Here is a 22,446-nt window from a genome sequence, read left to right as displayed (position 1 = left end):
TTTTACTATTATTTGAATATAGTGTTCCCTCTTTAGAAGTCGCATTTTGGCTACATTTATGGTATAATAATGCACAAGAGGTTTGTAATGAAAAAAAATGAAATAAATCCCTTTTTTATGTATCTGATTGCTATGGTAACCTTTACGATTATGACCATTTTGATTGTGTTAGTAAAGGATAATCTTATCACTATAGCAAGTCTATTTTTATTTATCGTATTCTATGTTCTGCTATTTAATTTCCAGAAAAAATATTACAAAAAAACAGATATCGAGCAAATCCAGTATGTCAATCATCAGGCTACGGATAGTTTGAGTGCTCTCCTAGAGCAAATGCCTGTCGGGGTTGTTAAATTAAATATGGACAGCAGTGAGATTGAATGGTTCAATCCCTATGCGGAATTAATTTTGACAACTGAGGATGGAGAAATTGATTTTCCTCAATTTCAAAAGATTTTAAAGAGTTCGATTTCTACTCCAGGGTCTTATGCCATTGTTGGGGAGAAACGATATGCAGTGCATTTAGATAGAAATTCAGGTGTCTTATACTTTTTTGATGTTTCTGGTGAGTATGAGGCGACTGTTGAGCTTGTGACAAGTAGACCGGTAATCGGGATTATCTCAGTTGATAACTATGATGATTTGGAAAATGAAACGTCTGAATCAGACATTAGTCATATCAATAGTTTTGTTGCAAATTTTGTTTCAGAATTTGCTGGGAAACATGCCATGTTTTCTCGTAGAGTGAGTATGGATCGGTTTTATCTATTTACTGACTACACTGTACTTGGTCACTTGATGCAGGATAAGTTTTCTGTGATTGATACCTTTCGTGAGGAAGCTAAGCAACGGAATTTACCGCTAACGATGAGTATAGGAGTTTCCTATGGTGATGGTAATCATGACCAGATTGGGAAGGTTGCTCTCCTCAATCTCAACTTAGCCGAAGTTCGCGGTGGTGACCAAGTAGTTGTAAAAGAGAATGATGAAACCAAAAATCCAATCTACTTTGGAGGCGGTTCAGCAGCATCTGTTAAACGAACTCGGACACGAACTCGTGCTATGATGACAGCTATCTCAGATAAACTTAAAAGTGTCGATCGAGTTTTTGTGGTTGGTCACAAGAATCTTGACATGGATGCTCTTGGTTCAGCAGTTGGAATGCAGTTGTTTTCGAGTAATGTACTGGAAGATAGTTATGTGATTTATGATCCTACACAGATGTCTCCAGATATTGCTCGAGCGGTTAACTATTTGGAAGAGGAGGGTGTTTCAAAACTTCTTCCTTTAGGCCAGGCTATGACAATGGTTACCAAACGTTCCTTGCTTGTGATGGTTGACCATTCTAAGACAGCTTTAACCTTATCCAAAGAGTTTTATGACTTGTTTACACAGACGATTGTCATTGACCATCACCGTCGCGACCAAGATTTTCCAGATAATGCGGTTATTACCTATATTGAGAGTGGAGCAAGCAGTGCTAGTGAACTTGTAACTGAGTTGATTCAATTTCAAAACTCTAAGAAGAAACGTTTGAGTCGCATACAGGCTAGTGTTCTTATGGGGGGAATGATGTTGGATACTAAAAATTTCACCTCTCGGGTAACTAGTCGAACTTTTGATGTTGCAAGTTATCTCAGAACGAGAGGGAGTGATAGCATTGTCATTCAGGAAATTTCGGCCACGGATTTTGAAGAATATCGATTAGTAAATGAGTTAATTTTACAAGGGCAAATGGTGCAGCCATCAATCCTGGTTGCTCAAGCTTTGGAGGATAAAGAGTACGATACGGTTGTTATTAGTAAGGCTGCTGACGCTATGCTTGCTATGTCTGGTATAGAGGCCAGCTTTGTACTTGCTAAGAATAGTCAAGGAGCAATCTCCATTTCTGCGCGAAGCAGAAGTAAGATCAATGTCCAACGAATTATGGAAGAGTTAGGTGGCGGTGGTCACTTTAACTTAGCTGCGGCACGTTTGACAGATATGAGCCTGCAAGAAGCAGGAGATAAACTGAAAACAGTTATTTTTAATGAAACAAAAGAAAAGGAGTCAGAAGAATGAAAGTAATCTTTTTAGCAGATGTTAAAGGTAAAGGAAAAAAAGGTGAAATTAAAGAAGTGCCAACTGGATATGCACAAAACTTTTTAATTAAGAAAAACCTTGCTAAGGAAGCTACAGCTCAAGCCATTGGTGAGTTGCGTGGTAAGCAAAAATCAGAAGAAAAAGCACATGCAGAGATGCTTGCAGAAGCTAAGGAAATTAAAGCGAAACTGGAAGCAGAGGAAACCATCGTTGAGTTTGTTGAAAAAGTTGGTCCAGATGGACGTACATTTGGATCTATTACCAACAAGAAAATTGCAGAAGAATTGCAAAAACAATTTGGTATTAAAATTGATAAACGCCACATTCAAGTTCAATCACCAATCCGAGCAGTTGGTTTGATTGATGTTCCGGTGAAGATTTATCAAGATGTGACAAGTGTAATCAATCTTCGTGTCAAGGAAGCTTAATTTACGATTGGTTGACAGCATTGTAAAAGGAAGGAAAGTCTGATGGCAGAAGTTGAAGAACTGCGTGTTCAGCCTCAAGATATTCTGGCAGAACAATCTGTGTTGGGAGCCATTTTTATTGATGAGACTAAACTCGTCTTTGTCCGAGAATATATCGATTCACAGGACTTCTTTAAGTATGCTCACCGTTTGATTTTTCAGGCTATGGTTGATTTGTCTGATCGTGGAGATGCTATTGATGCAACCACAGTTCGGACGATACTAGATAGCCAAGGTGATTTACAAACTATCGGAGGCTTGTCTTATCTGGTTGAGATTGTCAATTCAGTGCCAACCTCTGCTAATGCGGAATACTATGCTAAAATTGTAGCAGAAAAGGCTATGCTTCGACGTCTGATTGCTAAGTTGACAGAGTCTGTAAACCTAGCCTATGAAGCTTCTCAACCTGCTGACGAAATTATCGCTCGTGCAGAAAAAGGCTTGATTGATGTCAGTGAGAATGCCAATCGAAATGGTTTTAAAAATATTCGCGATGTATTGAATATTAACTTTGGAAACCTAGAAGCTCGTTCGCAACAGACTTCAGATATCACGGGTATTGCGACAGGTTATCGAGATTTAGATCACATGACGACAGGTCTGCATGAGGAAGAATTGATTATTTTGGCAGCTCGTCCTGCGGTTGGTAAGACAGCCTTTGCTTTGAATATTGCGCAAAATATCGGAACCAAACTAGACAAGACAGTTGCTATTTTCTCTCTGGAAATGGGTGCTGAAAGTTTGGTCGATCGTATGTTGGCTGCGGAAGGCTTGGTAGAGTCACATTCTATCCGTACGGGTCAATTGACCGAGGAAGAATGGCGTAAGTATACGATTGCTCAGGGAAATTTAGCCAATGCAAGTATCTATATTGATGATACACCTGGGATTCGGATCACAGAAATTCGCTCCCGTTCCCGTAAACTGGCTCAAGAAACAGGGAATTTAGGTTTGATTTTGATTGACTATCTTCAGCTTATCACTGGAACTGGTCGAGAAAATCGTCAACAAGAAGTATCTGAGATTTCCCGTCAGTTGAAAATCTTAGCAAAAGAACTCAAAGTTCCAGTTATAGCTCTTAGTCAGCTTTCTCGTGGTGTAGAGCAACGTCAAGATAAGAGACCAGTTTTGTCTGATATTCGTGAATCTGGATCTATCGAGCAAGATGCTGATATCGTAGCCTTTCTCTATCGTGATGACTATTATGAGCGCGGTGGTGAAGAGGAGGAAGGCATTCCAAATAATAAAGTAGAAGTGATTATCGAGAAAAACCGTAGCGGTGCTCGCGGAACGGTAGAATTGATTTTCCAAAAAGAATATAATAAATTTTCAAGTATTTCGAAGATGGAGGAACCAAGATGACAGACGCATTTACAGATGTGGCTAAAATGAAAAAAATCAAAGAAGAAATTAAGGCGCATGAGGGAGAAGTGGTAGAAATGACCTTAGAAAATGGTCGTAAACGCCAAAAAAATCGTTTGGGAAAACTAATTGAGGTTTATCCATCGCTCTTCATCGTTGAGTTTGGAAATGTTGAAGGAGACAAACAGGCAAATGTCTATGTTGAATCTTTTACCTATTCAGATATTTTAACAGAAAAGAACTTAATTCATTATTTAGATTAAGGATAATCATGAAAGTGGGAAGTTTCTCACTTTTTTCTTTTTCTTTCGAATGATATAGATGAGGTCAACCTCAAGAATCTAATTATTTGAAGGAGAATGAATGACATTTACTAAAGCAGGACATAAAAAGGGAACTTTTCTCAGAAAGACAGCTGTAGGATCAGCTTCACTATTACTAGCAGGAGCTTTTTTGTTTGGTGGAGGAACTGTTCATGCCAACCAGGCAAACAATGGATCACTGGCACGAGGAGATGATTATCCCTATTATTATAAAAATGGAAGTCAAAAAATTGATAAGTGGCGCATGTACTCAGGACAGTGTACCTCTTTTGCTGCTTTTCGTTTAAGTAGTGTCAATGGTTTTGAGTTACCAGCTGCTTATGGGAATGCCAATCAATGGGGTTATCGAGCCCAAAAAGAAGGCTATCGTGTGGACCAGCAACCAGCAATTGGTGCGATTGCTTGGAGTACAAGAGGGCAATATGGTCACGTAGCTTGGGTATCTAACGTGATTGGAGACATGATTGAAATCGAGGAGTACAATTACGATTATACAGAAACGTATCATCGTAGAATTGTAAAGGCGAGTTCTATGACTGGTTTCATTCACTTTAAAGATGTTGGGAATGCTAGTGTAGGGTCTCATCAGTCTCTACTATCCTTCAGTGGTACTCATCACTTCACAGAAAAATCTGCTATTATGGATCAGCCATCATTGACATCTACTGTTATCGATTACTACGAAGCTGGAATGAGTGTTCATTATGATCAAACTCTTGAAAAGGATGGCTATAAATGGATTAGTTACATTTCACGAAGTGGAAACAGACGTTATATCCCCTTAACTAAAACAAGTAGCTCTAAAAATGGTTGGGCAAAAGAGGGAACAAGCTGGTACTACTATGAAAATGGTCAAAAAGCAGTCGGTTGGAAGAAGATAAATGGGAATTGGTATCATTTGCAAGCTGATGGTAGAATGACGACAGGCTGGTTAAAAGCTGGTTCTATGTGGTATTATTTGAAATCGTCTGGCGAAATGCAGACAGGCTGGTTAAAGGATAATGGAACATGGTACTATCTTGAAAGCTCAGGTGCTATGAAGGCTAGCCAGTGGTTTCAGGTTTCAGGGAAATATTACTATGTAAATTCATCGGGAGCTTTAGCAGTCAATACGACTATCGATGGTTTCCAAGTTGATAGCAGTGGTGCGCGAGTAGAAAATCCAGCCTCATAAGTGTTACTCAGCATTTGGGCTCTTCCTAATGGTATTTTTCCCTGCTTTCCTTTATAATGGGTGTATGGACAAGAAAAAATTATTATTGATTGACGGTTCTTCAGTTGCTTTCCGAGCATTTTTTGCACTTTACCAGCAACTGGATCGTTTTAAAAATGACAATGGACTACATACCAATGCAATCTACGGTTTTCACCTAATGCTAAATCACCTACTGGAGCGTGTTCAACCGAGTCATATCTTGGTTGCTTTTGATGCGGGGAAGACGACTTTCCGTACAGAGATGTATGCAGACTATAAGGGTGGTCGTGCCAAGACTCCGGATGAGTTTCGTGAGCAATTTCCTTTTATTCGTGAGTTGCTAGACCATCTTGGGATTCGTCATTATGAGTTAGCTCAGTATGAAGCAGATGATATCATCGGGACTCTGGGTCGTTTGGCTGAAAAGGATTCTTTTGATGTGACGATCGTTAGTGGAGACAAGGACTTGATTCAGCTGACGGATGAACATACAGTGGTTGAGATTTCTAAGAAAGGTGTGGCTGAGTTTGAGGCCTTTACACCAGAATATCTCATGGAAAAGATGGGCATCACACCAGCTCAGTTTATTGATCTTAAGGCACTCATGGGGGATAAGTCAGATAATATCCCTGGTGTAACCAAGATTGGTGAAAAGACTGGTATTAAGCTCTTGTTAGAACATGGCTCGCTTGAAGGTATTTATGAAAATATTGACAGCATGAAGGCTTCAAAGATGAAGGAAAATCTTGCCAATGACAAGGAACAAGCCTTTCTGTCTAAAACACTAGCTACCATCGACACGAAAGCGCCAATCGAGATAGGTCTAGATGATTTGGTCTATAGTGGACCAAATGTGGAAAACCTTGGGAAATTCTACGATGAGATGGGCTTTAAACAACTCAAGCAGGCTTTGAATGCTTCTCAGACTAACCAAGCTGAGACTTTGAATTTTACCATGGTTGACAAAGTGACTGAAGATATGCTGAGTGCCGACTCTATCTTCCACTTTGAACTTTTTGGTGAAAATTACCATACAGATGATTTGGTTGGTTTTGCTTGGTCTTGTGGGGACAAGCTATACGCTACAGATAAGTTGGAACTTTTGCAGGATCCGATTCTTAAGGATTTTCTAGAAAAAACACCTCTGAAAGTATATGACTTTAAGAAAGCTAAAGTTCTCTTAAATCGTTTTGGCTTGGACTTGCAGGCTCCTGCTTTTGACAGTCGCTTGGCCAAATACCTTCTCTCTACTGTAGAGAATAATGAAATTTCAACCATCGCTAGTCTCTATGGTCAAACTTACCTAGTCGATGATGAAACCTTCTATGGTAAAGGTGTCAAGAAAGCTATCCCTGAGAGAGAGAAATTCTTGGAGCACTTGGCTCGTAAGGTTGCTGTGCTGATTGAGACAGAACCTGTATTGCTTGAAAAGTTAAGTGAAAACGGACAATTAGACCTTCTCTATGACATGGAGCAACCTCTGGCCTTTGTTCTTGCTAAGATGGAAATAGCTGGGATTAAGGTTAAAAAAGAAACTCTACTCGAGATGCAAGTTGAAAATGAGCTTGTCATTGAGAAACTGACTCAAGAGATTTATGAATTGGCTGGTGAGGAGTTTAACATCAACTCGCCTAAGCAGTTGGGGGAACTACTTTTTGAAAAGCTAGGTCTCCCTGTAGAATACACCAAGAAAACCAAAACAGGTTACTCAACAGCAGTGGATGTGTTAGAGCGCCTAGCTCCTATTGCCCCAATCGTCAAGAAAATTTTAGATTATCGTCAGATTGCTAAGATTCAATCGACTTATGTGATTGGTTTGCAGGATTGGATTTTAGCGGATGGCAAGATTCACACGCGCTATGTTCAAGATTTGACTCAGACAGGGCGTCTGTCTAGTGTGGATCCAAACTTGCAAAATATTCCTGTTCGCTTGGAACAAGGTCGCCTCATTCGTAAGGCTTTCGTGCCAGAGTGGGAGGATAGTGTCCTTCTCAGCTCTGACTACTCACAGATTGAATTGCGCGTTTTGGCGCATATCTCTAAAGATGAGCACTTAATCAAGGCCTTCCAAGAAGGAGCGGATATCCATACCTCGACAGCCATGCGTGTCTTTGGAATTGAACGTCCTGAAGATGTGACTCCAAACGACCGTCGCAATGCCAAGGCTGTCAACTTTGGAGTGGTTTACGGAATTTCAGACTTTGGTTTATCCAATAACCTAGGTATCAGCCGTAAAGAGGCTAAAGCATACATCGACACTTACTTTGAACGCTTCCCTGGTATCAAAAATTACATGGATGAAGTCGTTCGTGAGGCGCGTGATAAGGGTTATGTAGAGACTCTTTTCAAACGTCGTCGTGAGTTGCCAGATATTAATTCGCGTAACTTTAATATTCGTGGTTTTGCAGAGCGTACAGCAATCAACTCCCCTATCCAAGGATCGGCTGCAGATATTCTCAAAATCGCCATGATTCAGCTAGATAAGGCCTTGGTAGCAGGTGGTTATCAAACTAAGATGCTGTTACAAGTACACGATGAAATTGTTCTTGAAGTGCCTAAGTCAGAATTGGCAGCCATTAAAAAACTTGTCAAACAAACTATGGAAGAAGCCATTCAACTCAGTGTGCCCCTGATTGCTGATGAAAATGAAGGCGTGACTTGGTATGAGGCCAAATAAAAAATAGACTATTAGACAAAAAGAATCCCCTTGAACATTATGGTTCAAAGGGGATTTTTCTTTCAGGAAAAGACAAAAGTGAAACTATCGGCTCTTTGTCAACTGTAGTGGGTTGAATAAAAGCGGCTAACATCTGGAGAGGACAATTGTTGACCTCTCCATTTTTATATTCAGAGCGATGAAAATTCGTTTCTTAAAGTTATCAAAGTTCCGGAAGTCAAAGGCATTTCGTTTAATAAGTTTGATGAGATTATTAGTAGCTTCCAATTTGGCGTTGGAATAAGGTAATTGAAGGGCGTTGTTAATCTTGTCTTTATTCTTGAGAAATGTCTTAAAGACAGTCTGAAAAAGAGGATGGACCTGTTTTAGATTGTCCTCAATGAGTCCGAAAAATTTCTCGGGCTCTTTATTCTGAAAGTGAAAAAGCAATAGTTGATAGAGTTCATAGTGAGATTTTAAGTCTTCGGAATAGCTTAAAAGCTTGTCTAGAATCTCTTTATTCGTCAAGTGCATACGAAAAGTAGGGCGATAAAAACGTTTATCGCTGAGTTTACGACTATCCTGTTGAATGAGCTTCCAGTAGCGTTTGATAGCCTTGTATTCATGAGAATTTCGTTCAAATTGATTCATAATTTGGACACGCACACGACTCATAGCACGGCTCAAGTGTTGGACAATATGGAAACGATCTAGAACAATTTTAGCACATGGGAGTGAAACAGTCTGGGAGACTGTTTCAGCCTGAGCCTAGAAATCCGAAAGCGAAGCTGTCTAGCTAAGGTATAGTAAGGGCTAAACATATCCATAGTAATGATTTTCACCTGACAACGAACGGCTCGATTGTAGCGCAGAAAGTGATTTTGGATGGTAGTTTGTGTTCTACCTTCAAGAAGGGTGATGATATTGAGTTTGTCAAAATCTTGAGCAATAAAACTCATCTTTCCCTTAGTGAAGGCATACTCGTCCCAGGACATAATCTCAGGAAGTCGGCTAAAGTCATGCTTAAAATGAAAGTCATTGAGCTTACGAATGACAGTTGAAGTTGAAATGGCCAGCTGATGGGCAATATCGGTCATAGAAGTCTTTTCAACCAACTTTTGATCAATCTTTTGATTGATGATGCGAGGAATTTGATGATTCTTTTTGACGATAGAAGTCTCAGCGACCATCAATTTAGAGCAATGATAGCACTTAAAACGGCGTTTTTTAAGGAGAATTCTAGTAGGCATACCAGTTGTTTCAAGGTAAGGAATCTTAGAAGTCTTTTGAAAATCATATTTCTTCATTTGATTTCCACAATCAGGGCAAGACGGGGCGTCATAGTCCAGTTTAGCGATGATTTCTTTGTGAGTATCCCTATTGATGATGTCTACAATCTGGATATTAGGGTCTTTGATATCGAGTAGTTTTGTGATAAAATGTAATGGTTCCATATGATTCTTTCTAATGAGTTGTTTGATCGCTTTTCATTATAGGTCATATGGGACTTTTTTTCTACAACGAAATAGGCTCCATAATATCTATAGGGGATTTACCCACTACAAATATTATAGAGCCAAACTATCTAGCTAATAGTAGGATTTATTTGATTTGTTTCTTTTGTTCTTTTTTTGCAAGGATTGGTAGAATAACACCTAAACCAATCAGAATAATTGGGATCAAGATGTTTGTAAGAAGAGAGAATTGCCAAGCAGTTGGATTCTCAGCATAGCTAATTTTTGGAACCATACCTAGGATACAAGCAAAGGCAGTGAAGAGGAAGCACCAAGTACCGATCACAAAGCCAAGCTTAGGATTGTTCACAAACTTGTATTCCGCATTTTTGTATGTTTTCCAAGCACGATTGAGCATCATATAGGCAAGGAATACCCAGAGATAACGCATTGGCATTACGATAGAATTGAGGTTGGTCATCCATTTTACAAGTCCATCAATTTCTTGGATACCAAAAATTGGAAGGATGATGATAAGACTAACGAGGACGCCTGTAAGGAGGTAGCCGTTAATGAGGACACCTTTTTCAGTACGTTTACGAAGCCAGCTTGGGATGTAGTTTTCGTCAGCGTTATTGAGTAGGATTTGTAATGGTGCATCAATAGAGAAGGCAAGTGCCGCAATTTGTCCGACCATGTTTGTAAGAGCGTAGATTACGACAAAGAGGTTTCCAACTCCCCAAGAATTTCCTAACATTTGGAAGACTTGATAAGCACCATTACGCATGAGGTCTTCAGGGATGTTATTACCATCAAATAGCATTCCCATGGCAACTGAACCAAGGATAGCAGAGAGTCCTACCATGATGGCCATGACAATCATACCTTTTGGAAATTCTTTTGCAGGATTGCGAGTTTGATTCACATAAGGGGAAATTTTTTCGCAACCACCAACTGCAAAGACCAGTAATGAGATCGTTGTGAAATAAGAAAAATCAAAGTTTGGAATGTAGGTACTCAGTTGATCCATGTGCGGTGTCGCAAACTGGATGTCTGGTTTGATGAAAGGCAGACCGACAGCCAAAAGCACAAAGAGTAAAGACATAATCAACATGGCACTTCCTGCCAAGCTACCGATGACTTTTAGAGTTGCCAATCCTTTTGTAGAAAGGTAGAGGAAAAGTCCAAAGATTAGCAAGCAGAGAAACCATCAGCTAATTAAGGGTGTTGATCTTTTTTTATAATGTCTCCTTTTCAGATAATTTCAGTATATCATGATTTTTTGAAAGCGCCTAACAAACTTTGAAATTTACTATAAAAAAAGTAAAAGCTAGCTAACAGATAGGGAATAGGGCTTGTTGGTTTAGAAAAAGATTATCCACATCCTGTGGATAACTTGACACCATCCTATCAAAAATATTTTTATAGCAATGGTTTAGAAGGCAGCAAGAAATTTAGGAATTATAAGAGATGATAAACTAGTATAAATCTTGATATAACAAGCTTTGTTGGATGCTTTCTAGTCTAAAGCATAGAGAATGGAATTGGAAAGATATTTTGGAAAAACTTGAAAATCTTTTCCGAAGAAAGGTTGAAGGTTATTCACAGCTTGTGGATAACTTTTTATGGATAAGAAGATCCCTTTGCGTCTGACAAAGGGGTTAGGTTATTAATGCTTTGGCAACCAGCTGAGGGTAAAGTCAAGAGTCTTAGCATTGAGCAATTCCTGATGGCTGATGCTTTGTTTCTCTTTTCCGTCCAGTTGACAGTCTTTGACAAAGTGGAAGTGCTCATGATTTTGTTGAGTACGAACATCCAACCACTGATTTTTTTCTGCCAGATAGACACGAAGGTGATCAAAGAGTGGAATTCCAAGGTCATAACTTGCTTTTCCTGGGCAGGTTGGGTAAAGCCCGAGAGCAGACCATACATACCAAGCCGATAGACTACCATTATCCTCATCTCCTGGATAAGCATCCCAGCCAGCTTGAAAGGCTTTTTGACGGAGAGTCTTGACCAAGAGACTGGTATATTGGGGATAACTACTGTAGCGGAACAGATAAGGGATGTGGAAACTTGGTTGGTTGGAAATGGCTAGTTGACCAAATGGCGCTGTTGCCATCTCGCTCATCTCATGAATTTCATATCCATAGCCCGTCGTTTCAAAGAGTGGGAGACTTTGACAAGCTTTCAAAAGATAGTTGCTAAAGGCTTCTTTTCCACCCATTAGTTGGCTAAGTCCAGAAATATCGTGTAAGACACCGAGACTGGCTTGAAAAGCTGAACACTCAGCGTAGTCACGACCCCAACTATAGGGAGAAAAGTCAGGACGGAAGTTGCCATCTACATCACGCGCCCTCATGTAACCCGTCTCAGAGTCAAATAGATTCTGATAGTTTTTAGAATATTGAGCATAGGTTTGAGCCAGATTTTCTTGACCTAATTTTTCTGCACAAGTAGAGATACAAAAATCGCTGTAGGTATAATTTAGCGTATGACTGACACTTTCGTGGTAGTCTGTGGATAAATAGCCCAGTTCTTGGTATTGGCTTAGGCCATGTCGCCCGTTGATAGCTTTTGGATCTGCCTTAGTAGCAGTTTCAATCATGGCTTTGAGAAATTCTTCTTCAAACTCAGGTGCCATATCCTTGCAGGCACTATCTGCAAGAAGGCCATCAATCAAAGTCCCAGGCATCATTCCTCTTTCGTCAGGAGCCAGCCACTTAGGGAGATACCCAGTATCTCTATAGCTATTGAGGAAACCTTCAAGAAACTGACGATAGTGCTCTGGAATAATCAAGGCAAAGAGTGGGAATGAAGTGCGGAAGGTATCCCAAAAACCATTGTTGGTATAGAGTAGACCAGGCTTGATCGTTCCTGAAGCAAGGTCTATATGAATAGTCTCGCCTTGCTCATTTACCTCATAGAAGGTTTGTGGGAAAAGAAAGAGTCTATAAAGACAGTGATCAAAAAATGTTCGGTCTACAGAGCCAGTTTCCACGACATCAAAACGGCCTAGAAGGTCTTCCCAACTTGCTTTAGCCTCTGATTTCGTTTCTTCAAAGTCTTTTCTAGGCAGATTAAAGAGGGCCTGTTCTTTAGAAATAAAAGAAGTAGCTAGTTGAACTAGAGCTTCTGCTCCAGCCAAGTCGATACGCCAGTCTTGCCCCACTTGATTGATAGATAGAATATCCGTAGAGAATGCGAGAGCAGTAAACATGACGAGGGGACTTTTGTTGGTTTCGGTTAATCCGCGTTGACCAAGGCTGACAGTACGTTCATTTACTTGCTCTAATGATAGATCATCAGCTGCATGCAGATAGAGTGAGAGCTTCTTGCCTTGTATCTGTCTTAGTTGAATAGAAGCCCCATAGCAAGTAGGTGTGAGTTGGGTTTCAATCTGATAACGCTCAGAAAAAATTCTGAGATAATGGGGATTGAAAATAGCACGATCAAGGTTATAAGAAGACTGACGATGGAAGAGGGTGTCGCCACTGATTTCTCCTGTAACAGGAGTCAGTAGTAACCAAGAATAATCACCAATCCAAGGGCTAGGCTGATGGGTTAGTCGAACACCCTGAAATATGGGAAGGTGAGGATCAAAAAACCATGATCCTTCTTGATCACTCGTTTGTGGAACAAAGTAATTCATCCCAAAAGGCACTCCAGTGTATGGTAGGGTATTTCCCCGAGAAAAGGCATGCTTGCTCGCGGTGCCAAATCGGGTATCAATGGTTTCAAGTATCGGTTTCATAGTGGTTTCCTTCAGTAGTTTTCTACATTATATCAGAAAAAGGATACTTTTAGAAAATGACTTCAAAATATAACAATTTTGTAGAATAATGACTAACATTTGTGTATATATTTTCTGGGCTAAAAGCTATATACTGAAAATGAAAATTTGTTTGAAAGAGGCAAAATAGTTTATGGTTTATTCAAAAGAAATTGTCAGAGAGTGGCTAGATGAGGTAGCGGAGCGTGCTAAAGATCACCCTGAATGGGTAGATATCTTTGAACGTTGTTACACAGACACTTTAGACAATACAGTTGAGATCTTAGAAGACGGCTCAACTTTTGTACTGACTGGAGATATCCCAGCTATGTGGCTTCGTGACTCAACTGCTCAGCTGAGACCTTACCTCCATGTGGCAAAAAGAGATCCTCGTTTGCGTCAGACCATTGCTGGTTTGGTTAAACGTCAGATGACTTTGATTCTCAAAGATCCCTATGCCAACTCTTTCAATATTGAGGAGAACTGGAAAGGCCACCATGAGACAGACCATACAGACTTGAATGGCTGGATTTGGGAGCGCAAGTATGAAGTGGATTCGCTTTGCTACCCATTGCAGTTGGCTTACCTCCTTTGGAAAGAAACTGGTGAGACGAGCCAATTTGATGAAACTTTTGTTACAGCGACCAAGGAAATTCTCCATCTCTGGACGGTTGAACAAGACCACAAGAACTCACCATACCGTTTCGTTCGGGATACCGATCGTAAGGAAGATACCTTGGTTAATGATGGTTTTGGACCTGATTTTGCGGTGACAGGGATGACCTGGTCAGCCTTTCGTCCGAGTGATGACTGCTGTCAATATAGCTACTTGATTCCATCAAATATGTTTGCAGTCGTTGTCTTAGGTTATGTCCAAGAAATATTTGCAGAATTGAATCTAGCTGATAGCAAGAGCATTATTGCTGATGCCAAACGTCTCCAAGCTGAGATTCAAGAAGGGATCGAAAATTACGCCTACACGACTAACAGCAAGGGCGAGAAGATCTATGCCTTTGAAGTAGACGGTCTAGGAAATGCTAGCATCATGGATGACCCTAACGTACCAAGTTTGTTAGCAGCTCCATATCTTGGTTACTGCGATGTGAATGATGAAGTCTATCAAGCCACTCGTCGCACCATTCTGAGCCTTGAAAATCCTTACTTCTACCAAGGAGAATACGCTAGCGGTCTCGGAAGTTCTCATACCTTCTATCGTTATATCTGGCCGATTGCCCTATCTATCCAAGGCTTGACAGCTACCGATAAAGCTGAGAAAAAATTCTTGCTAGATCAGCTCGTCGCTTGTGATGGTGGAACAGGCGTTATGCACGAAAGCTTCCACGTAGACGATCCGACACTCTACTCACGCGAATGGTTCTCATGGGCCAACATGATGTTCTGTGAGTTGGTCTTGGACTACCTAGATATTCGCTAATGATCCTTAGCTCAATAGGTTCTTGCAAAGAATCACAAATATATTTTTAAATTTAAGTTAGAATGAGGTTTTACTCATGGAAAATGTTGTTGTACATATCATCTCTCACAGTCACTGGGATCGTGAGTGGTATCTACCTTTTGAAAGTCACCGTATGCAATTGGTGGAACTTTTTGACAATCTGTTTGATCTTTTTGAAAATGATCCTGAGTTCAAGAGATTCCACTTGGATGGACAAACCATTGTCCTCGATGACTATTTAGAAATTCGCCCTGAAAACCGTGACAAGGTGCAGCGTTATATCGACGAAGGCAAATTGAAGATTGGGCCTTTCTATATCTTGCAGGATGATTACTTGATTTCCAGTGAAGCTAACGTCCGCAATACTTTGATTGGACAAGCGGAATGTGCCAAATGGGGCAAATCTACTCAAATTGGTTACTTCCCAGACACCTTTGGAAATATGGGGCAGGCTCCTCAAATCCTTCAAAAATCAGGTATTCACGTCGCAGCCTTTGGTCGCGGTGTCAAGCCAATCGGATTTGACAACCAAGTCCTCGAAGATGAGCAGTTTACCTCTCAATTTTCTGAGATGTACTGGCAAGGGGCTGATGGTAGCCGTGTACTCGGCATTCTTTTTGCTAACTGGTACAGTAACGGGAATGAAATTCCAGTGGATAAAGACGAAGCCTTGACTTTCTGGAAGCAAAAATTAGCAGACGTTCGTGACTATGCATCGACTAACCAATGGTTGATGATGAACGGCTGTGACCACCAGCCTGTACAGAGAAATATTAGCGAAGCGATTCGTGTGGCAAACGAACTCTTCCCAGACGTGACCTTTATTCATAGCTCCTTTGACGAATATGTCCAAGCAGTGGAAAGTGCACTTCCTGAACACCTATCAACGGTCACAGGTGAGTTGACCAGCCAGGAAACAGATGGTTGGTACACTCTTGCCAACACCTCTTCTTCACGTATTTACCTCAAACAAGCCTTCCAAGAAAATAGCAACTTGTTAGAGCAGGTTGTGGAACCATTAACCATTATCACTGGTGGACATAACTACAAGGATCAATTGACCTATGCTTGGAAAGTACTTCTGCAAAATGCACCGCACGATAGTATCTGTGGTTGTAGTATTGACGAAGTTCACCGTGAAATGGAAACTCGTTTTGCCAAGGTTAATCAAGTCGGGAATTTTGTTAAGACTAATCTTCTTAACGAATGGAAGGGTAAATTAGCTACTCAAAATGCGCAAAGTGATCACCTCTTTACCGTTGTCAACACAGCTTTACATGACAAGGTTGATACAGTCAGTGTTGTAGTGGATGTTGTGACTTGTGATTTTAAAGAATTACATCCGACTGAAGGTTACAAGAAGATGGCAGCCGTGACCTTACCAACCTACCATGTTGAAGATTTGGATGGTCATGTCCTTGAGGCTAAAATCGAAGACTTGGGAGCAAGTTTTGGTTATACCTTGCCTAAGGATAAATTCCGCCAACCCTATATTGCACGCCAAGTGCGCGTGACAATCCCAGTCCACCTTGCACCGCTTTCTTGGGCAAGCTTCCAATTGGTTGAAGGCCAAGTAGAATACCGAGATGGTATTTACCAAAATGGAGTCATTGATACACCATTCGTAACAGTGAGTGTAGACCAAGGAATTACACTCTACGACAAGACTACAAACGAAGCCTACGAAGATTTCATCCAATTCGAAGACCGTGGAGATATTGGTAACGAGTACATTTACTTCCAACCAAAAGGAACTGATCCAATCTATGCTCAATTGAAGGGATACGATGTCCTAGAAAATAATGCTCGCTATGCTAAGGTATTGCTCAAACATGACTTGACCATCCCAGTTAGCGCAGATGAAAAATTGGATGCAGAACAAAGAGGTATCATCGAGTTCATGAAACGAGATGCAGGTCGTTCAGAAGAGTTGACAACCATTCCTCTTGAAACGGAGATGACTGTCTTTGTGGACAATCCACAGATTCGCTTCAAGACTCGCTTTACTAACACAGCCAAGGATCACCGCATCCGTCTCTTGGTGAAAACTCATAATACTCGTCCAAGCAATGCTTCTGAAAGCATCTATGAAGTTGTGACAAGACCAAATAAACCAGCAGCTTCTTGGGAAAATCCTGAAAATCCACAACACCAACAAGCTTTTGTCAGCTTGTATGATGATGTAAAAGGAGTGACAGTATCTAATAAAGGATTGCACGAGTATGAAATCCTTGGAGATGACACCATGGCTGTAACCCTTCTTCGTGCTTCAGGCGAACTTGGTGACTGGGGTTACTTCCCAACGCCAGAAGCCCAGTGCTTGCGTGATATCGAAGTTGAATTTGCAGTAGAATGTCACCAAGCAGGGGAACGCTTCTCAGCTTTCCGTCGTGCCAAAGCCTTTCAGGTGCCATTTACAGCTCTTCAAGTTGCAAAACAAGAGGGTAGCGTTGCAGCAACGGGTAGCCTCTTTAACCATCCGGCACTCAGTTTGCCACAAGTCTGCCCAACAGCCTTTAAGGTGGCTGAGAATGAAGAAGGTTATGTCCTTCGTTACTACAACATGAGTCAAGAAAATATCCGTGTGTCTGAAAAACAACAAACCATTCTTGACTTGTTGGAACGCCCATATCCAGTTCATTCAGGATTATTGGCACCACAAGAAATTCGTACAGAACTCATTCAAAAAGAAGAAATTTAATTTCAAAAAGATAACATAAAAAGAAAGGAGGAGCGAAAAGAGTAAGAACCGACTGCTGACTCGCTCCTTTTTACAGGTAAAAGCAATGACCATTGCAACGATTGATATCGGAGGGACTGGGATTAAGTTTGCTAGTCTCACTCCTGATGGAAAGATTTTAGATAAGGCCAGCACCGCAACGCCAGAGACTCTGGAAGAGTTGCTAGCTTGGTTGGACCAGCGATTGTCAGAACGTGACTACCGTGGGATTGCCATGAGTGTGCCAGGAGCCGTTAATCAAGAAACCGGGGTGATTGAGGGGATTAGTGCGATTCCATACATCCATGGTTTTTCATGGTATGAGGCCCTTGCTCATCACCAGTTACCTATCCATCTAGAAAATGATGCCAACTGTGTTGGACTGAGTGAATTGCTAGCTCATCCTGAGATTGAAAATGCAGCCTGTGTCGTGATTGGTACAGGAATCGGTGGGGCTATGATTATCAATGGGAAGCTTCACCGTGGACGTCATGGTTTGGGCGGTGAGTTTGGCTATATGACAACTATCGAGCCTGCAGAAAAACTCAACAACTGGTCACTACTAGCTTCTACAGGAAACATGGTTCGTTATGTGATTGAAAAATCAGGTCGGTCTGATTGGGACGGACGCAAGGTTTACCAAGAAGCGGCAGCCGGCAATGCTCTTTGCCAGGAAGCCATTGAGCGTATGAATCGTAATCTTGCTCAAGGGCTGCTCAATATCCAGTATCTCATTGATCCAGATGTGATTAGCCTAGGTGGCTCTATCAGCCAAAACCCAGATTTTATCAAAGGTGTGCAAAAAGCAGTAGATACCTTTGTGGAAAAATATGAAGAATATACAATCGCTCCAGTCATCCAAGCTTGCACCTATCACGCAGATGCCAATCTCTACGGTGCCCTTGTCAACTGGTTACAGGAGGAAAACCAATGGTAAGTTTTACAGGACTTAGTCCCAAACAAGCCCAATCTATCGAAGTATTAAAAAATCACATTTCTCTACCAGATGTAGAGGTGACAGTCGCTCAGTCTGACCAAGCTTCTATCTCTATCAAGGGTGAGAAGGGGCAGTATCAACTGATCTACCGTAAACCTCATCAACTCTACCGTGCTTTATCTGTGCTAGCAACAGCTTTAGCAGAAGGGGACAAGGTAGAGATTGAAGAGCAGGCGGCCTATGAAGATTTAGCCTATATGGCGGACTGTTCGCGCAATGCCGTGCTTAATGTCGCATCGGCCAAACAGATGATTGAGGTCTTAGCTCTCATGGGCTACTCAACCTTTGAGCTCTATATGGAGGACACCTATCAGATTGAGGGACAGCCTTACTTTGGTTATTTCCGTGGGGCTTATTCAGCTGAAGAATTACAGGAAATCGAAGCATACGCCCAACAGTTTGACATGACCTTTGTCCCATGCATCCAGACCTTGGCCCACTTATCAGCCTTTGTCAAATGGGGTGTCAAGGAAGTGCAGCAACTCCGCGATGTAGAAGACATTCTCCTCATCGGTGAAGAAAAAGTCTACGACCTGATTGATGGTATGTTTGCGACACTATCTAAACTACAAACTCGCAAGGTCAATATTGGGATGGATGAAGCTCACTTGGTCGGTTTGGGTCGTTACCTTATCTTGAACGGTATTGTGGACCGTAGTCTACTCATGTGTCAACACTTGGAGCGCGTGCTGGATATTGCAGAAAAGTACGGTTTCCACTGCCAGATGTGGAGCGATATGTTCTTCAAGCTCATGTCTGCAGATGGCCAGTACGACCGTGATGTAGAAATTCCAGAAGAAACTCGTGTTTACCTTGACCGTCTCAAAGACCGTGTTACCTTGGTTTACTGGGATTATTATCAAGATAGCGAGGAAAAATACAACCGAAACTTCCGTAATCACCATAAGATTAGTCAAGATATCGCCTTTGCAGGTGGAGCTTGGAAGTGGATTGGTTTTACGCCCCACAACCATTTCAGCCGTCTCATTGCAGTAGAAGCCAATAAAGCTTGCCGTGCCAACCAGATCAAGGAAGTCATCGTGACGGGTTGGGGGGACAATGGTGGGGAAACAGCCCAGTTCTCTATCTTGCCAAGCTTGCAAATCTGGTCAGAGCTCAGCTACCGCAATGATTTAGAACGTCTATCTGCCCACTTCAAGACCAATACAGGTCTATCAGTGGAGGACTTTATGCAACTTGACTTGGCCAACCTCTTGCCTGACTTGCCTGACAATCTCAGTGGTATCAACCCCAACCGCTATGTCTTTTATCAGGATGTTCTCTGCCCAATTCTTGACAAGCACATGACACCTGAACAGGACAAGCCACACTTTGCCCAAGCAGCTGAGACTCTTACTGCTATCAAAGAAAAAGCAGGCATCTACGCCTATCTCTTTGAAACCCAGGCTCAGTTGAATGCCATTTTAAGTAGCAAAGTGGATGTAGGCCGACGCATTCGTCAAGCCTATCAAGCAGGTGATAAAGAGAGCTTGCAACAAATCGCTAGAGGAGAATTGCCAAAACTCAGAAGCCAGATTGAAATCTTCCATGCTCTCTTTAGTCAACAATGGTTGAAAGAAAACAAGGTCTTTGGTTTGGATACAGTAGATATCCGTATGGGTGGACTCTTGCAGCGGATCAAGCGAGCAGAAAGTCGCATTGCAAACTACCTAGCAGGCGAAATCTCTCGTATTGACGAACTAGAAGTAGAGATTCTTCCATTTACTGACTTCTACGCAGACAAGGACTTCGCAGCAACAACAGCCAACCAGTGGCATACCATCGCGACAGCTTCGACCATTTATACAACCTAGAAAAACTCTATTCAGGAAGAAAGTTTCTCGTGAAACCTATTCTTATATAAAAAAGTTCTCCACATAAAATAATTTGTGGAGTTTTTTCTATAATTAGTAGTTTAAACTATCCTTAAAATAAGAGTATACTATTTTTGTAAACGTTATCAAATCTAAAAATTGTGAGATTATCAAGTTTTAGAAAAATAAAAAGGGAGGAAATTATGAACAAGTTTTCAAAAACTTTGAGAGATAATTGGATTTTTCTCTTAATGGTTTTACCAGGGACATTATGGTTGATTTTATTCTTCTACATCCCAGTATTTGGAAATGTGGTTGCCTTCAAAGACTACCATATGACTGGTGAAGGATTCGTTCACAGTATTATAAATAGTAAATGGGTCGGACTAGATAACTTTAAATTCTTGTTTAGTTCCAAAGATGCCTTTGTCATCACTCGAAACACTGTCCTTTACAACCTTGGATTTATCTTTATCGGTTTGATTGTGTCAGTTGGTATCGCTATTATCCTTAGTGAACTTCGCTCTAAGCAAATGGTTAAAATCTACCAAACATCTATGTTGTTCCCTTACTTCTTATCTTGGGTTATCATCAGTTTCTTTACAGATGCTTTCCTAAACATCGATAAAGGGGTTATCAACCACGCCTTGGAAGCTCTTGGCATGAAGGGAATTAACTTCTACGCTGACATCAGTATCTGGCCTTATCTTCTCCTTTTCCTAGGTATTTGGAAAGGCTTTGGATACAGTAGTGTTATGTACTATGCAACAATCATGGGTATTGATCCAACCTACTACGAAGCAGCAACAGTGGACGGTGCTAGCAAATGGCAACGTATCCGCAACGTAACCATCCCTCAGTTAACACCACTTGTGACAGTATTGACCATCCTTGCAGTCGGAAACATTTTCCGTGCTGACTTCGGTCTCTTCTACCAAATCCCTCACAATGCTGGTCAGCTCTATAGTGTAACAAACGTATTGGACGTCTATGTCTTTAACGGTTTGACTCAGACAGCAGATATCGGTATGGCTTCAGCAGCAGGTCTCTACCAGTCAGTCGTTGGTTTGATTCTGGTTATCCTATCAAACTTACTAGCACGACGTGTAGATCCTAACTCAGCCCTATTCTAGAAAGGAGGAGCATATGGCAAAAAAAGTTCAAAAAGCAAAAATTGATAATGTTGGCATACACTCCTTCAGCAAGAAAGCAGATATCTTCTTTAGTATCATTTCTGGTTTGCTGGCCTTCTCTTGTATCTTGCCTTTCATCTTTGTCATCATTATCTCAATTACAGATGAGAAGAGTATCGTTCAATATGGATATAGCTTCTTCCCATCACAGTTTGGATTAGATGGTTTTGAGTTTTTGGCTCAGTTCAAAGATAAGATTTTACAAGCACTCTTTATCTCAGTATTTGTGACAGTTGTCGGTACATTGACAAACGTCTTTATCACGACAACTTACGCCTATGCCATCTCACGTTCAACATTTAAGTATCGTAAATTCTTTACAATCTTTGCCCTTCTTAGTATGTTGTTCAACGCTGGTTTGGTACCAGGCTATATCGTAGTGACTCAATTGCTTCACCTTGGTGATACTATTTGGGCCTTGATTGTTCCAATGCTTCTATCACCATTCAACATCATGTTGATGCGTTCCTTCTTCAAGAAAACCATCCCAGAAGCAATCCTCGAATCAGCTCGTATCGATGGAGCTAGTGAAGCTCGTATCTTCTTCCAAATCTGTTTGCCACTGTCATTACCAGGTATCGCAACGATCACACTATTGACAGCGCTTGGCTTCTGGAATGACTGGTTTAACGCTCTTCTTTACATCAAGAGTGACAACTTGTATCCATTGCAATATTTGCTTATGCAAATTCAAAACAACATGGATTACATTGCTAAGTCAGTTGGTATGTCAGGACAACTTGCGGTTGCTCTACCAAAAGAAACAGGTCGTATGGCCATGGTCGTTGTTGCGACTGTTCCGATTGCGATCCTCTACCCATTCTTCCAACGCTACTTTGTAAAAGGTTTGACCATCGGTGGTGTTAAAGAGTAAGGATATTTAAGAAACAATGTTTCTTTTCTAACTCTGATTTTTCTAGTTAAGAAAAATCAACAATCTCAATTTGTTAATAACT

At 41.1% G+C, this 22,446-nt stretch carries 13 protein-coding genes and 2 pseudogenes; 12 read left to right on the top strand and 3 right to left on the bottom strand.

Features of this window, described 5'->3' with window-relative positions:
* The first annotated feature begins 87 nt into the window (after nt 1-87).
* From O3633_RS06395 to polA, 6 genes are all read left to right on the top strand, one after another.
* Nucleotides 88-2,061 carry a GGDEF domain-containing protein gene (locus tag O3633_RS06395; RefSeq protein ID WP_371620763.1) on the top strand — a complete coding sequence of 658 codons (1,974 nt, stop codon included), beginning with the start codon at nt 88-90 and terminating at the stop codon, nt 2,059-2,061.
* Entirely contained in the window at nt 2,058-2,510 is a 453-nt protein-coding gene (rplI, locus tag O3633_RS06390; RefSeq protein WP_000864204.1) for a 50S ribosomal protein L9, read from the top strand. The genes O3633_RS06395 and rplI overlap by 4 nt, the downstream gene beginning before the upstream one ends.
* A 42-nt stretch (nt 2,511-2,552) precedes the next feature.
* A complete protein-coding gene (gene dnaB, locus O3633_RS06385; RefSeq protein ID WP_000852500.1) occupies nt 2,553-3,911 on the top strand; it encodes a replicative DNA helicase in 1,359 nt (452 codons plus the stop codon).
* Nucleotides 3,908-4,174 (top strand): Veg family protein, encoded by a 267-nt coding sequence (locus tag O3633_RS06380; protein ID WP_371620762.1) that lies wholly within the window; start codon nt 3,908-3,910, stop codon nt 4,172-4,174. The genes dnaB and O3633_RS06380 overlap by 4 nt, the downstream gene beginning before the upstream one ends.
* A 100-nt stretch (nt 4,175-4,274) precedes the next feature.
* The gene (locus O3633_RS06375; protein WP_371620761.1) at nt 4,275-5,408 is read left to right on the top strand and encodes an N-acetylmuramoyl-L-alanine amidase family protein; all 1,134 of its coding nucleotides are present in this window, start codon (nt 4,275-4,277) and stop codon (nt 5,406-5,408) included.
* A gap of 64 nt (nt 5,409-5,472) precedes the next feature.
* Nucleotides 5,473-8,106: a DNA polymerase I gene (gene polA, locus O3633_RS06370; protein WP_371620760.1), complete on the top strand. Its 2,634-nt coding sequence runs from the start codon at nt 5,473-5,475 to the stop codon at nt 8,104-8,106.
* Nucleotides 8,107-8,232: 126 nt separating this feature from the next.
* Here the strand turns inward: polA and O3633_RS06365 are convergent.
* The 3 genes and pseudogenes from O3633_RS06365 to O3633_RS06355 all read right to left on the bottom strand — a co-directional run bounded on the left by O3633_RS06365 (nt 8,233) and on the right by O3633_RS06355 (nt 13,293).
* Nucleotides 8,233-9,539 (bottom strand): annotated as a pseudogene (locus O3633_RS06365) (transposase).
* 148 nt (nt 9,540-9,687) lie between these two features.
* A pseudogene (locus O3633_RS06360) lies at nt 9,688-10,743 on the bottom strand (amino acid permease); the annotation flags it as partial.
* 465 nt (nt 10,744-11,208) lie between these two features.
* Nucleotides 11,209-13,293: a GH92 family glycosyl hydrolase gene (locus O3633_RS06355; RefSeq protein ID WP_049530352.1), complete on the bottom strand. Its 2,085-nt coding sequence runs from the start codon at nt 13,291-13,293 to the stop codon at nt 11,209-11,211.
* 172 nt (nt 13,294-13,465) lie between these two features.
* Here O3633_RS06355 and O3633_RS06350 point away from each other — a divergent pair, with 172 nt between their 5' ends.
* The 6 genes from O3633_RS06350 to O3633_RS06325 all read left to right on the top strand — a co-directional run bounded on the left by O3633_RS06350 (nt 13,466) and on the right by O3633_RS06325 (nt 22,364).
* Nucleotides 13,466-14,746, top strand: coding sequence for a glycoside hydrolase family 125 protein (locus O3633_RS06350; RefSeq protein ID WP_371620759.1), 1,281 nt, complete (start codon nt 13,466-13,468; stop codon nt 14,744-14,746).
* Between the two features lie 76 nt (nt 14,747-14,822).
* Nucleotides 14,823-17,468, top strand: a complete 2,646-nt coding sequence (locus tag O3633_RS06345; RefSeq protein WP_371620758.1) for an alpha-mannosidase — start codon at nt 14,823-14,825, stop codon at nt 17,466-17,468.
* An 85-nt stretch (nt 17,469-17,553) separates the two neighbouring features.
* On the top strand, nt 17,554-18,423 hold the full coding sequence (locus tag O3633_RS06340; RefSeq protein ID WP_371620757.1) for an ROK family protein: 870 nt from the start codon (nt 17,554-17,556) through the stop codon (nt 18,421-18,423).
* Nucleotides 18,417-20,297: a beta-N-acetylhexosaminidase gene (locus tag O3633_RS06335; RefSeq protein WP_371620756.1), complete on the top strand. Its 1,881-nt coding sequence runs from the start codon at nt 18,417-18,419 to the stop codon at nt 20,295-20,297. The genes O3633_RS06340 and O3633_RS06335 overlap by 7 nt, the downstream gene beginning before the upstream one ends.
* A gap of 203 nt (nt 20,298-20,500) precedes the next feature.
* Nucleotides 20,501-21,430, top strand: coding sequence for an ABC transporter permease (locus O3633_RS06330; RefSeq protein WP_001032155.1), 930 nt, complete (start codon nt 20,501-20,503; stop codon nt 21,428-21,430).
* Between the two features lie 13 nt (nt 21,431-21,443).
* Nucleotides 21,444-22,364 carry a carbohydrate ABC transporter permease gene (locus O3633_RS06325; protein ID WP_371620755.1) on the top strand — a complete coding sequence of 307 codons (921 nt, stop codon included), beginning with the start codon at nt 21,444-21,446 and terminating at the stop codon, nt 22,362-22,364.
* The last annotated feature ends 82 nt before the right edge of the window (nt 22,365-22,446 follow it).

This window comes from Streptococcus sp. 27098_8_22 (assembly GCF_041432415.1).
In the GTDB taxonomy this organism is placed as follows: Bacteria; Bacillota; Bacilli; order Lactobacillales; family Streptococcaceae; genus Streptococcus; species Streptococcus pseudopneumoniae_M.
This window is presented reverse-complemented; position numbering and strand designations above follow the sequence as displayed.

Coding starts and splice junctions, on each gene's coding strand:
- O3633_RS06395 (WP_371620763.1), top strand. CDS start 88: ATGAAAAAAAATGAAATAAATCCCTTTTTTATGTATCTGATTGCTATG.
- O3633_RS06345 (WP_371620758.1), top strand. CDS start 14,823: ATGGAAAATGTTGTTGTACATATCATCTCTCACAGTCACTGGGATCGT.
- O3633_RS06375 (WP_371620761.1), top strand. CDS start 4,275: ATGACATTTACTAAAGCAGGACATAAAAAGGGAACTTTTCTCAGAAAG.
- O3633_RS06350 (WP_371620759.1), top strand. CDS start 13,466: ATGGTTTATTCAAAAGAAATTGTCAGAGAGTGGCTAGATGAGGTAGCG.
- rplI (WP_000864204.1), top strand. CDS start 2,058: ATGAAAGTAATCTTTTTAGCAGATGTTAAAGGTAAAGGAAAAAAAGGT.
- dnaB (WP_000852500.1), top strand. CDS start 2,553: ATGGCAGAAGTTGAAGAACTGCGTGTTCAGCCTCAAGATATTCTGGCA.
- O3633_RS06330 (WP_001032155.1), top strand. CDS start 20,501: ATGAACAAGTTTTCAAAAACTTTGAGAGATAATTGGATTTTTCTCTTA.
- O3633_RS06355 (WP_049530352.1), bottom strand. CDS start 13,293: ATGAAACCGATACTTGAAACCATTGATACCCGATTTGGCACCGCGAGC.
- O3633_RS06380 (WP_371620762.1), top strand. CDS start 3,908: ATGACAGACGCATTTACAGATGTGGCTAAAATGAAAAAAATCAAAGAA.
- O3633_RS06325 (WP_371620755.1), top strand. CDS start 21,444: ATGGCAAAAAAAGTTCAAAAAGCAAAAATTGATAATGTTGGCATACAC.
- polA (WP_371620760.1), top strand. CDS start 5,473: ATGGACAAGAAAAAATTATTATTGATTGACGGTTCTTCAGTTGCTTTC.
- O3633_RS06335 (WP_371620756.1), top strand. CDS start 18,417: ATGGTAAGTTTTACAGGACTTAGTCCCAAACAAGCCCAATCTATCGAA.
- O3633_RS06340 (WP_371620757.1), top strand. CDS start 17,554: ATGACCATTGCAACGATTGATATCGGAGGGACTGGGATTAAGTTTGCT.